Raw genomic sequence first — 11,084 nt, forward strand, 5'->3', positions numbered from 1 at the left:
GCCAAAAGGCCTCCAAATGCTTTTTTGATAGAGCTACTTTTAATAATTGATATTAAATCTAATTTCATTATTACCGAATATCTCGATTAGCTTATCGCCGCATTAAGGTGTGACGCACGCTTGGCTATACTTGAGCGAAGCGAAAATGCCAAGCGTGAGAAATCACTCTTAAATGCTTTGTATGGCATTTTTTCTTCGACTATGACGCATTGTTTTAACGTTGTCTTCCGTTATCACATTATCTAACCTTAAAGCACAAGTAGCTACAGCTGCAATAGCGGCATCAGTTAACCCAAATGAACTAGGGATGTTCTTGACTGGATCAGATTGATCTTCTTCGAAAGCCACTAACAAAGCACGTAGAAAATCGCGATTTGACGAACGCTTTGTCTCAGTTGCTATCTCGGTAAGCGTGAACCTACTATATACATTTAAGTCTTCAGCATCGTTTCCAATTGTTCTCACAGTATCAGCGATTGAAGGCCAATCTCTTCAGCAGAGAGCCCTATGGGTTGATAGTAAGCAGTAGAGCGAGCAATACAGAGAAGCTCACACTGGCGCTTTATTGGCAATAGGGTGGATTTAACCAGCGAGCTCTTTCGCTGGGCTCGGTCTAACGACCGAGCACTTTGGCCAAAAAATCATTTTCCATGGTCAATTGGCCAATCTTGGCGTGCAGTTTGTCCACTTCTTCAGAGCTGTCCTTGCCTGACTGGTTTTCAGAGGCAAAAATCATGGCTGCATTTTCGAGCAGTTCTTTTTTCCATGTAGAGATTTGGTTCGCGTGCAGGTTGTATTTCTGAGCTAACTCAGCGACAGTTTTATCACCTCTAGCAGCATCAAGCGCCACCTTAGCTTTAAATTCGGGTGAGTGGTTTCTACGTTTTCTAGTCATAATCTGTTCCAGTATTTTTAGGTACTATACAAACAGATCAATCACTTAAAGTCATGTCCGAAAATTAGGGGCCACTTCTATGCCTAATGACCAGGCTCGCATCGTCGTGTCCTGCGTTCTAAGTTTGATTTGATCGTACGTGATAAAAGCCTCAAAAGGACCGTTCCCATAACGCAGACCGGAGGTCAGCGCGGTATTATCCTTTTTCTCACCATTAATGCTGCCTACTTGCTCTCCATCAATAGCAAACGAGTAACCAACACCGGCTTGGAAGCCATTTACATTCGGGCTTTGATATAACACCATGTTGTCATAACGGACAGTATTCATGGAGCTAAATGATGCGCCTACTGCTAACTGGTTATAGCTAGAGTCCATCGTATCAAGTACTTTGCTGCGGAATTTCGAGGCCATATTGGTTTGACGACCTACGTCGATTCGACCCCAGCTTTTATTTTGTAATCCTAAGGTTGCTTGACGACCAAATAGACGTCCGCCTTGCTTGCTTTCACCGGTAGTTAACTCAAAACCACTTTCTAGCTGTACGACTGCTGCCGTGCCATTACCCAATGACTCAGTGACTTTTAAGCCCCATCGATTTCCGGATTGGCCACCGCTGAGTAGCCCAGTGGATTTGGATGAGTAAGGAGAACCGTCCCACATGCCACTAATACGTTGATGAGTAATTCCAGCATCCAACACACCATACAGTGTGACTGAGGTATCGGCATGAACGAAGTTTAGGCAACCTACACTCAACGCAGATCCCAATAAAATTTTTTCATTATGAGTACTTTTCCAGGTTAAATTAAATGTAGACGGTTTAACCGTCTAAAGAGATTGACTGATCCACCCAACTGGCACTCGTATGACTGGTGTAAATAACCAGTTTCTGAGCGGCTTTAGCCTGTAATAAAAGCGTGCTCACCTGATGACTACGCTCTGGATCCAATCCTGTACAGGGCTCATCTAAAAGTAAGATTGGAGGAGAAGAAAAATAAGCGCGAAGCAACATAAAACGCTGTAGTTCACCACCAGAGACATCACAGGCATAGCGAGAGAGTAAGCTAGGAGAGAGGTCCAGCAGTCTTAGTCCGTCGAGTACTGTCTTTGTGGGGACTAGAGCAAACCAATCCACAAGTTTTTCGCGAGGTAGTACGGTAGGGTGTTGCCCTACGTACGACATTAATCGTGAGCGTAGAAATGCAAAGTGGGCGGGTGTCATTGTGCTTGGTGTGAACTGCTGATCGTGGGTTCGTATGCACAAGTGTGCCGTTCCTAAGCTTCGACTTCCCCAAATTCGTGAGAGCAAAGTCGATTTTCCTGAGCCTGACGCTCCCCAGATCTGTACGATCTGCCCTGTTTGTGCCGTTATGCGAAGTGGCCCATGATGTATGCCATTGCCTTCATACTGCAAAATCACAGTTGGTTTATTCATTAAATCATTGCCTTAACAAGAGCTTGGGCGATGAGATGCTCAGGCTCAGTAAGCAAACGATCCATAATGGATTCGCTGACGATGCGGCCTTGATCCATCACGATGGCCCGATCAGCAATGAGTCGAGCTAGACGTAAGTCATGAGTCACAAACACCATGGCAGTCTGTGTTTGGTTTCTCAAATTAGAGAGCACATCTAAAAAATCTGCTTGAGCGACTGAGTCGAGACCAGCAGTGGGTTCATCTAAAAATAAAATGCTCGGCTGATGGATCATGGCCGCAGCGATTTGTACGCGTTGGCGCATCCCTCCCGAAAAGTTCTTCACTGGCTCATGTAATCGTTCTGGACATAAACCAAGTCGCTGGCCCCATTTTTGTGCTTGTTTGAGTGCATCAACCGCACGGTTGTCACCTAAATCAAAAAGACGACGTACGATATTAGTGGCGGCACTTTGTCTCAGGTTTAGGGTTGTGCTGGCATCCTGAGCCACATAGCCACACGCCCGCCGACGTAAAAGGTTAGTTTGATAAAGACTGGTACGTAGTAAATCCTGGCCTAAAAGGGAAAGAGCCTGACAGTTGTTAGATAGCTGTCGTCCAGCAAGTATATTCAGAAGACTTGATTTTCCAGCACCTGAGGGGCCGACTAAAGCGAGAACCTCGGAAGGATAAAGCTTGAGGTGACAATCCGACAAAATACGGTGCCCAGCTATTTCAAGTGAGATAGCCTGTGCTGTCAGCACGGGATCTGGCAAGCTAAACATGAGCGCGCTCCTTGCATGCTTCGGAGTCGGAACATACCCAATGGGGGGTGTTTGACGTACCAATATTATCCAAATAATGAACAGATGAGCCGCAGATACAACATGCTGTATCGACTTTTTTCAGGCTAGCAGGCAGGTCAACAAAAGCTAAGTTTGCTAAGGGTGTATAGGCAGGCAATGCATAAATTCGTCGCTCGCGTGCGGCGCCAAAAATCTGAATAGCAGGCATCATCCCCATGCGGGGGTTATCCATAGCAGGAATAGGCGACGGTGACATTAAGACCCCATCATTAACAATCACAGGGTGGTCGTATCCTAAGCACGCCTCATCTTGTTGCAACCATGTTTCAAATAGAGCGCTTAACACGACACCGTAATCATGATGTGCGTGCCGTGTCAGTGCTTCGGCCGCATCATTAATAAATCCACGTAGAGGGTCAGGTCGAGGAACTTGGTACACCACAATTTGCTCTTCCCGCAACGGGCTTTCAGGGACTCGCTGACGCGTTTGAATGAGAGTAGCCTTTGAGCTTGTTGTCGTAATTGATATGTTTGCCGTTTTAGTAAAAAAATCCCCGATATTCAGGGCATTAACGGTATCATCCGAACCATGATCGACTACCTTTAACGTGTCATTCGGTTCTAATAAGGCAGCGGTAATAGCCATGCCTCCTACCCCCCAACCATAGGCAATGGGTAGCTCAGGAGCTGAGAAAGGTATTTGACGTCCAGGTAGACAGAGTGCTTTTAGGGTTTTACGACGTATTTCTTGTTTGGACGGTAGATCAAGGTAGGCATAATTCATATTTCCTCCTTAGCCTGAACTCGGCGTAAACGCGCTAAATCAGCATCAAAGTCAGAGTAATGAGGTAATTTCAAATGGCTGACATAGCCGGATGCAGCGACTCCGTCGGTATGCATGAGTGCATCACTGGTAGCACCCTCAATTTTAAAGTGCTGATCTACGATTGCCATGGCGACGGCTTTACGCTCGTTAGCTCCAAAAGCAATACCAAAACCCGCTTCTAAATGTGGAGATGAGCTAAAACTTGGAGCCACAGTAGTGCAGGCAGTTAACTCAACCTCACCAATGGATGCGGTTAAATTGAGGTCTTCCAGCTCTACGAATATTTCAACGCTCCCTCTCATTAATTGCGCTACATAGGGATGACTCGTTGAGGCTTTACGCAAACTCTCGTAAGCTAATCCAGTTAAGTAGCCTTCTTCGCCACGAGCGAGATGAGCGAGACGCTCGCAAGGATCAGGTAAAGAAGGCAAAACAGTTCGCGTAATGTCTATCGGAGCTTTAGATATTTCGGTGCGGATAAGATCTGCGTACAGTGGCTCAGAGCTAGAGGGCGATGAGGGAGCTGTTATCACTGATTTAGGTAACTCGCACTGAGGGCGAGAGTGTTCTAAATCCATATTCAGTAAGCGGTGGGTGTAGTCGTAAGTGGCGCCTAAAATTTGCCCTCCAGCCAACTCTTTTTGCGTGGCGGAAATGTGGCGACTGTAATGCATTGTTTTTAGATCTATGTTTTGGCTTGAGCCAAAATTGGCTAATTGCGCGCGATGAGCACGTACGAGAAATACCGCTTCGGCAATGTCTCCCTGAGCTTGCTTAAAGGCAATAGCAGCAAAACGTCGATCGTATAAGCCCCCCTCACTCATGATCCGATCAAGAGCTAACGACATTTGTGCCATGATTTGATTAATTTCAATCTCGGGGATTGTGTCGTCGCCTCGGCGACTCCGTTCTACGGCTATACGGGAAGCAGCAATTGCTTGTTCACCACCCTTTACTGGTACGTACATTAAATGATCTCCAAAGTTAAGTGACGTGGTAATACAACCAGCTGCGTGTCAGCGCATAGTAGTAGGTCCACTCCACGCGGGTAATCGGCACGAAAAGCAATATGATCAATGACTACATTTTGATGTAACCCTGAAAAATATAAAGTGTGTGGTTTGTTGAGTCCTGCACCGGTGGCTCGTATAGCAAGCCCCCCGTTTGTAGGTGATATGGCGGCTATTTCCATGACAAGGGTTGCCCCACTTTCAGGCGCCTCACGGCTTCCTGCTGGAATATGTTGTAAGTGATGCCGTTGAGAACCTGCAAAAACCCATTCGGGAGTTTGGCTCAAGATTACGCCTGTATTCAAAATACGGCTTGTTAATTCCTTATTTTCCACCTCAATAGCTACCGTCGTTTGGCTGTCTAGAAGGCAGTCAACGATGCAATGAATAGCGCGCTCTTCTAGTTGCTGTATGCGCATTGGGTAACCAAAGGCATGCAGTAGTCGCCGATAAGTACGCGTGTGCCGATGTAACTCATCGTCATGTCTGTGCTCAGATCGTAAAGGTATTTTCATGATTCTAAGTTTTTTGTGTGGTGTAGAAACGTACAGAAGTAGCAGCCGTCAGTTGCTCCCTCTCAGCCTTTTTTAGCTCTAACTGTTGGCGTATAGGGTGCAGCACCAGCTCACGTTGGTGGGAGGGGGCCGTTTGTAGAAAGGCGTCTAGATAGGCCGCTAACTCCGCTTTGCGTAGATCGGAGCCCAAATGTACTGCGTAACCTTGAATTTTCCCAATAGCGATTACGCAGCGAGTACAAGAAGCCTCACCAAACTGAAATGACACTGAGGCCTTACAAGCTTGTGTATTGAGCTGCACCAACCCCGTTTCAGGGCCAGCGAGTTTTTGTATAGGCACACCCGGATTGTAAGTAGCCCAGATATTTTCCAGATAATCTCGGTTAGCTCGGGCAAGTAGCCCGAGCCAAGTTTGGCGTTCTTGATTCATGGCTAGGACTTATTACGATAATACGGTAGCGTTGTAAATATCTTCTGCGGGCTGGACTAACAAGCGTTCTCCCATTTCGAGCTTCATTTCAGCCAAAATGATCTCTTCTTCTGGTGAGCGGTCTTTCTTGCGTGCTAACTGAATGAACTCGGGGCGTACGTGTCCGGGACGGATGGTGATTTCAACAGCGGTGCCACGGTACTCGAAACGGAAGTAATAACGACCACCGGGGGACTCTTCTTCTTCGAGCCCTACTGAGTTATCAACAATGTAGCGACCCTCAGTAAGACCGCGGGTAACAAACTCAATCGCATCTCTACCCCCTGGGCCTCCAAAGGCTGTGACACAGCGAATTTCACGTCGTTCAGGCAAACGACCATTATCTAGCAAGGGCCAGGCTCGCTGCATAACTTTTAGCCCGTGGGCTACACCACCCGGATAACCGGCACCGTGGTATTTTAATAACTCATCAAAGTGGACTGTAAATTCATGTCCATTTTCCAGATAGGAGATTGTATCGTTACTCATTGTATTTACCTTTGTTTAGAGGATAAGAAATGGGCATATCTTGATCCGGTTCACGTATTCCAAAAACCGGGCAGATTGTGCTTTGAAAATGTTCTCCCGTTTGCACCATTAGACGGCGTAGTCTGACGTTGTATAAACGGGATAACTCAGACTCGGTTAACAGCTCATCAGCTGGACCAAATTTAATCTGATCGTTGGTGTGCATCAGCAGTACTTTGTCTGCGAGATGCAGAGCGTGTTGCGGATGGTGAGTGGTAAAAACGACCGAATGGCTACGTACTCGGCGTAACTCGAATAAGACGTTAAGCAATAAGTCCTGATTAGCTAAATCTAAAGCTGAAGCCGGCTCATCAAGTATGAGTACCTCAGCACCAGTAGCTAAAGCACGAGCAAGCAACACTAATTGGCGCTCGCCGCCGGATAGAGAGCCATATAAACGATAAGCAAAATGCCCTCCGCCTACTTTTTCCAATGCTTCAAGAGCTAGCTTACGATCCCGCTGTGAAGGAAGGCTGAACATGGGAAGCAAGGCGGCTCGTGCCATGAGTACCACATCGAGGCAACAATGGTTTTCACTACCGTATTGGTATTGAGGTACATAGCCGATGAGGTGGGGTACCTGCCGTTGTCCTTGATCTAAACGTTGTGAGCCTAATAGAGCTTTTAGCAACGTAGTCTTACCGCGTCCGTTTGGGCCCAAAATGGCCAACGTTTCGCCCTTTTGTACGTTAAAACTTAAATCCTGAAAAATCACACGTTCACTAAAACGTACGCACGCTCCAGTTAAACTGAGATGAGAGGTAAAGACGGTTTGCATGATTAAGCCCTTTCACGTCGACGAGTGCATAGTAAGTACACAAAGACGGGGGCGCCAACTAGAGCTGTGAGTACGCCTAAAGGAATCTCTGCAGCAGTTAAACTACGAGCCAACGTATCAGTCAAAATCATGAAAGTGGCACCCAGCATAAGACTCGTGAAATAGAGCCGGCGGTGATCTTCGCCTACTAACATACGAGCAAAGTGTGGGATTACGAGTCCTACCCACCCCACTACGCCCGATGCGGTTACGCAGGCGCCGATAATGATAGAAATCAACGCGAAGACGACCATCCGGGAGCGTGCAACATGGATGCCAAACGACTTAGCTTCGTCGTCACCCATAGCGAGTACAGCAATGCGATAGCGCATTCTATTCAGTAGGTAAATGCTGGCAATGAGTATAGGAGCAGTTTGTGCAAATTTTTCCCAACTCGCCGTTGCAAAGCTTCCCATCAGCCAAAAGACGATGGCAGGTAAACTCGTTTCTGGATCCGCGGCATATTGAACTAACGAAATACCTGCTGCAAATAAAGCATCAATAACAATTCCAGCAAGCACAATAGTCATCAAAGTACGACCCGCCATATTTGAAATCAGCACTACTAAAAACAGAGCAGCAAATGCTGATACAAACGTAGCCCCCATCAGTAGCGGCCCCCCTACTCCAGCCAAAATTGCCAGTGATCCTCCTAATGCTGAACCTGAGGATAAACCTAGCACTTTAGGTGAAACGAGAGGGTTACGAAATAAGGTTTGTAAGGCTACCCCGCAGATGGCAAGCCCAGCCCCACATACTCCTGCCAATAATATGCGCGGCAAGCGTACATTCAAGATCACCAACGCATCCATATGCTGTGAGTTATCACCTCGTAAGGCTGCATATAGGATGGCTACAATCTCATCTAGCGCTACGCTGTATCGACCTACTGATAGCCCGATTAGCACAGTCGCTATAAGCAGTAGGGACAAAAGAGGCCAATGACTAGCACGCCAAGTGCTCAGGGTAACTGGCTCAACCATTTCTGAGGACGAGTGAATCGATCGCGTATATGTGTTCATTGTTTACGAAACTCTTGATAACCGTGACTGTCGCCGTTCATAGCAATACGCAGAATTCGATCTATCTGCTCATCCGATAGGTCAAAGTTATAAAGTAATTTGAAGCCTTCTTTTAATTCGTGACGTAGATCAAAAGAGAAAATATCGGGATGAGTAAGATTGGCCAGCCACATCCATGTGTAGGGGCTTTCATGGGAAGCACTATCCCAGATATATCCACCTTGAGGTGTCTTATAAACGCGTTTTTGTACGGCGGCATTTAAGCGAGAAAGTAATGGGTCGTCGTATATCACTTCTAATCCAGCATCCGTCTCTGCTGCGGAAAGTAAGATAATATCTGGGTTCCATTCAAGAATCTGTTCCACGCTAACAGTGCTTTGTACGCCAGCTCCTTGAGCTACATTTTTAGCGCCAACCAGCTCGATGAAGGTCTGTTGATAACTTTTCTCACCAGTAGCAGTCAACCTGGATTTGGCAGAGCGCAAATGCAAAATGCTTGGTGTTGCATGAGAGCCTACTTGTTTTAAACCAGTAGTAATTTCACTTTGTACACGGTCACGCCAATCAATAAGCTTTGACAGTTTTTCAGTATTACCCGTGATATGAGCCACCATTTTCATATTGGCTCGGGCCTGCTCTTCTGTACCCGCATTGCCACCGCCTACCATTAGAGCAACGGGCAAACCTGCATTGCGAAGTGGAGCTACGATATCATCGCCGCGCTCACCCCACTGGATGACTAAATCCGGTTTAAGTGCTGCGATGGCCTCTACGTTGGGCATCCAACCACCGTTTTCCGACAAAATGTCACTGGAGATATCAACAGTTTCAGGAAACATAACGCTCATCATACCGCTCTCAAAGGCTCGTTTAGAGCCCTCATTCATACCCACTAACAGCTCGGTAGAACCATCTATTGCGATGAAGGTAGCTGCAGCTGGTTTGGGCAGAGTAATGATACGTCCAGGAGGGGCTTCTAACTTAATTTCCTGTCCGGTTACATCAGTAAAGTTAAATTCTTGCGCTGACAAGTTACCTGATAACAAAGTTGTCGCTACTAGCACGGCAAAGCAACGGGGTATTGAGGTCATAACTTTTCCAGTTGAGAATAAGAATGAGATTAATTATCATATTGATTAAAAATATTATAGCAAGTTTTTTTCATCAATTGGAATCGAATGTTTATGACGGTGCGTGAAGTAATTTCGAACAAGCTAGCAGCAGTGTCTGTGCGTGACTTGCTTTTAGTTGAGGCCGTCGCAATGAAACGTAGTTTTCGTTATGCGGCCATAGACATGGGTATTTCGACCTCGGGCTTGTCTTATCAAGTAAAAAAAGTAGAGGAAATTCTCGGACAGCCCATTTTTGAAAGGGGGAGTAAAATAACACCCACTGCCTTTGGAAAGGAAGTTTTAGACTTAATCGCCGTGATTTTAGAAGGCGTGACTCGGCTTGAGGGGTTACGTGATGATGGCTTAGCTCTTCCCTTTGGGCAAACCTTACGTATTGGAGTGATTTCCTCACTGGCACCGGATAACTTGTTACGGATCATCCAGATTTGTGCTCACCGTTCAGGTAAAACTAAAGTCGAGTTGGTTAGTGGCAAGCATCAAGGTCTGTTACGGCGTTTACAGAACCGTGAAATTGATTTGCTAATTAGTGCAGCACAGTCGGTTCCTGAGGGGATGGCATATACAAGCTTATTCAAGGAACACTTTGTCTTACTAGTGCGAGCCGATAAACTTCAGCCTGAACTCCATCCTCTTATGCTCTGTGAGCCTGGATTACTACCACTTAGCGAGGATGATTTTGTTCCATCGCTAATTACTGAAGGCTTAAGTAAATTATTAAGCTCCGGCTTGACTCGTACATATGGCCTTGGTGTTGAGCATCGAATGGCTTTAGTTGCCGCAGGTTATGGTCATGCATTATTGCCGTATGGCTGGGTAAGAGATGTGCATTTACCGGATCATTTAGCAGTGATGGAGCTTCCTCCCGCTTTATCGGCAGAGCGTGAATTAGGTTGCTTTTGGCGTCACTCATACATGATGGGGAGTCAAATTTCTCAGGCTTTTAGTGAAGCATGGTAATGCATGTTTCTGATGCGGGAGTATTTAAGATTTTACTGAAAAAAGGCATTGCGCATCAAGGTGCGCTTACGCATTGATTTTGTGGTCTGCAAACATTCGGATCAGCCTTCGAGCGTCTCAGCAAGATACTGCTCGACTAGCTTGGCCATTGCCGTCAGTTCCCGTGCGACATTGTAGTTTTTGTAGATGTCTCTGCCTGCGAGATCGCCTTGGGCTGTATTGCCACGAACAATATTCATCATGTTTAGCTTATTGCTTTTTAATGACATTACGTCCTGCGAGATCGCCACTGACGTTGTTATTTTTAATCATTGTGGAATTTCTGGATTTATCAATGGTGACTTTTAATACCCAACCAGCAGCTAATCCAGTAATAAAAGATAAAATTTCCGAAAAATACTCCATGCTTTACCTTCCTTTTTAATAGCCTACTATTTTCAATTTTTATTATTCTTTCTAACATTTTCATCCACTCTAGAATTGATAATGAACTGATAGCTAAAAATTTTACATTGATTGTGATATGCATGACGAGACATATATCTAGAATTGAATGGTCATATCGCGTTTGTCCATTAAGTCAAAGAGAACACAATTCTTAGCGGATAAATTTGGATAAGTTTTGGTAAGGGGAATGTACATCAACAGTAAACGTGTGAGCATGTACTCTAAACAACAAAGGGGCATAA

At 45.8% G+C, this 11,084-nt stretch carries 14 protein-coding genes and 1 pseudogene; 1 reads left to right on the top strand and 14 read right to left on the bottom strand.

The annotated features are described in order from the left end of the window. Positions 1-467: 467 nt before the first annotated feature. The 12 genes and pseudogenes from FH976_RS14450 to FH976_RS14505 all read right to left on the bottom strand — a co-directional run. Positions 468-895: pseudogene (locus tag FH976_RS14450) on the bottom strand (transposase); the annotation flags it as partial. A 51-nt stretch (positions 896-946) separates the two neighbouring features. Next, positions 947-1,654: a porin gene (locus FH976_RS14455; RefSeq protein ID WP_193002349.1), complete on the bottom strand. Its 708-nt coding sequence runs from the start codon at positions 1,652-1,654 to the stop codon at positions 947-949. A 64-nt stretch (positions 1,655-1,718) separates the two neighbouring features. Beyond that, positions 1,719-2,333, bottom strand: a complete 615-nt coding sequence (locus tag FH976_RS14460; protein ID WP_193002348.1) for an ATP-binding cassette domain-containing protein — start codon at positions 2,331-2,333, stop codon at positions 1,719-1,721. Continuing rightward, on the bottom strand, positions 2,333-3,076 hold the full coding sequence (locus tag FH976_RS14465; protein ID WP_324187441.1) for an ATP-binding cassette domain-containing protein: 744 nt from the start codon (positions 3,074-3,076) through the stop codon (positions 2,333-2,335). The genes FH976_RS14460 and FH976_RS14465 overlap by 1 nt, the downstream gene beginning before the upstream one ends. Before the next feature lie 13 nt (positions 3,077-3,089). Beyond that, a complete protein-coding gene (locus FH976_RS14470) occupies positions 3,090-3,902 on the bottom strand; it encodes an alpha-D-ribose 1-methylphosphonate 5-phosphate C-P-lyase PhnJ (protein WP_019282993.1) in 813 nt (270 codons plus the stop codon). Then, positions 3,899-4,912: a carbon-phosphorus lyase complex subunit PhnI gene (locus FH976_RS14475; protein WP_089111078.1), complete on the bottom strand. Its 1,014-nt coding sequence runs from the start codon at positions 4,910-4,912 to the stop codon at positions 3,899-3,901. Before FH976_RS14475 ends, FH976_RS14470 begins: the two co-directional genes overlap by 4 nt. Continuing rightward, on the bottom strand, positions 4,912-5,469 hold the full coding sequence (locus FH976_RS14480; RefSeq protein ID WP_089111079.1) for a phosphonate C-P lyase system protein PhnH: 558 nt from the start codon (positions 5,467-5,469) through the stop codon (positions 4,912-4,914). Before FH976_RS14480 ends, FH976_RS14475 begins: the two co-directional genes overlap by 1 nt. 4 nt (positions 5,470-5,473) lie before the next feature. After that, positions 5,474-5,899, bottom strand: coding sequence for a phosphonate C-P lyase system protein PhnG (phnG, locus tag FH976_RS14485; RefSeq protein WP_021565143.1), 426 nt, complete (start codon positions 5,897-5,899; stop codon positions 5,474-5,476). Positions 5,900-5,911: 12 nt separating this feature from the next. Then, positions 5,912-6,427, bottom strand: coding sequence for a hypothetical protein (locus FH976_RS14490; protein WP_019282989.1), 516 nt, complete (start codon positions 6,425-6,427; stop codon positions 5,912-5,914). Next, positions 6,420-7,244 (bottom strand): ABC transporter ATP-binding protein, encoded by an 825-nt coding sequence (locus FH976_RS14495; RefSeq protein WP_016239116.1) that lies wholly within the window; start codon positions 7,242-7,244, stop codon positions 6,420-6,422. Before FH976_RS14495 ends, FH976_RS14490 begins: the two co-directional genes overlap by 8 nt. 2 nt (positions 7,245-7,246) lie before the next feature. Then, positions 7,247-8,305 (bottom strand): FecCD family ABC transporter permease, encoded by a 1,059-nt coding sequence (locus tag FH976_RS14500; RefSeq protein ID WP_029388397.1) that lies wholly within the window; start codon positions 8,303-8,305, stop codon positions 7,247-7,249. Continuing rightward, the gene (locus FH976_RS14505) at positions 8,302-9,396 is read right to left on the bottom strand and encodes an ABC transporter substrate-binding protein (RefSeq protein ID WP_019282987.1); all 1,095 of its coding nucleotides are present in this window, start codon (positions 9,394-9,396) and stop codon (positions 8,302-8,304) included. Before FH976_RS14505 ends, FH976_RS14500 begins: the two co-directional genes overlap by 4 nt. An 87-nt stretch (positions 9,397-9,483) precedes the next feature. Here FH976_RS14505 and FH976_RS14510 point away from each other — a divergent pair, with 87 nt between their 5' ends. After that, entirely contained in the window at positions 9,484-10,395 is a 912-nt protein-coding gene (locus FH976_RS14510; RefSeq protein WP_016239113.1) for a LysR family transcriptional regulator, read from the top strand. Positions 10,396-10,496: 101 nt separating this feature from the next. Here the strand turns inward: FH976_RS14510 and FH976_RS14515 are convergent, their stop codons facing one another. Continuing rightward, a complete protein-coding gene (locus FH976_RS14515) occupies positions 10,497-10,637 on the bottom strand; it encodes a hypothetical protein (protein WP_154398332.1) in 141 nt (46 codons plus the stop codon). 7 nt (positions 10,638-10,644) lie between these two features. Beyond that, positions 10,645-10,800 carry a hypothetical protein gene (locus tag FH976_RS14520; RefSeq protein ID WP_019282985.1) on the bottom strand — a complete coding sequence of 52 codons (156 nt, stop codon included), beginning with the start codon at positions 10,798-10,800 and terminating at the stop codon, positions 10,645-10,647. Positions 10,801-11,084: the final 284 nt, after the last annotated feature.

Source organism: Vibrio hibernica (assembly GCF_015223435.1).
In the GTDB taxonomy this organism is placed as follows: Bacteria; Pseudomonadota; Gammaproteobacteria; order Enterobacterales; family Vibrionaceae; genus Vibrio; species Vibrio hibernica.

What these genes read in the sequence shown, in the direction of transcription:
- FH976_RS14500 (WP_029388397.1), bottom strand. Translation starts at nt 8,305, where the DNA reads ATGAACACATATACGCGATCGATTCACTCGTCCTCAGAAATGGTTGAG.
- FH976_RS14490 (WP_019282989.1), bottom strand. Translation starts at nt 6,427, where the DNA reads ATGAGTAACGATACAATCTCCTATCTGGAAAATGGACATGAATTTACA.
- FH976_RS14460 (WP_193002348.1), bottom strand. Translation starts at nt 2,333, where the DNA reads ATGAATAAACCAACTGTGATTTTGCAGTATGAAGGCAATGGCATACAT.
- phnG (WP_021565143.1), bottom strand. Translation starts at nt 5,899, where the DNA reads ATGAATCAAGAACGCCAAACTTGGCTCGGGCTACTTGCCCGAGCTAAC.
- FH976_RS14480 (WP_089111079.1), bottom strand. Translation starts at nt 5,469, where the DNA reads ATGAAAATACCTTTACGATCTGAGCACAGACATGACGATGAGTTACAT.
- FH976_RS14510 (WP_016239113.1), top strand. Translation starts at nt 9,484, where the DNA reads ATGTTTATGACGGTGCGTGAAGTAATTTCGAACAAGCTAGCAGCAGTG.
- FH976_RS14520 (WP_019282985.1), bottom strand. Translation starts at nt 10,800, where the DNA reads ATGGAGTATTTTTCGGAAATTTTATCTTTTATTACTGGATTAGCTGCT.
- FH976_RS14515 (WP_154398332.1), bottom strand. Translation starts at nt 10,637, where the DNA reads ATGATGAATATTGTTCGTGGCAATACAGCCCAAGGCGATCTCGCAGGC.
- FH976_RS14495 (WP_016239116.1), bottom strand. Translation starts at nt 7,244, where the DNA reads ATGCAAACCGTCTTTACCTCTCATCTCAGTTTAACTGGAGCGTGCGTA.
- FH976_RS14475 (WP_089111078.1), bottom strand. Translation starts at nt 4,912, where the DNA reads ATGTACGTACCAGTAAAGGGTGGTGAACAAGCAATTGCTGCTTCCCGT.
- FH976_RS14505 (WP_019282987.1), bottom strand. Translation starts at nt 9,396, where the DNA reads ATGACCTCAATACCCCGTTGCTTTGCCGTGCTAGTAGCGACAACTTTG.
- FH976_RS14470 (WP_019282993.1), bottom strand. Translation starts at nt 3,902, where the DNA reads ATGAATTATGCCTACCTTGATCTACCGTCCAAACAAGAAATACGTCGT.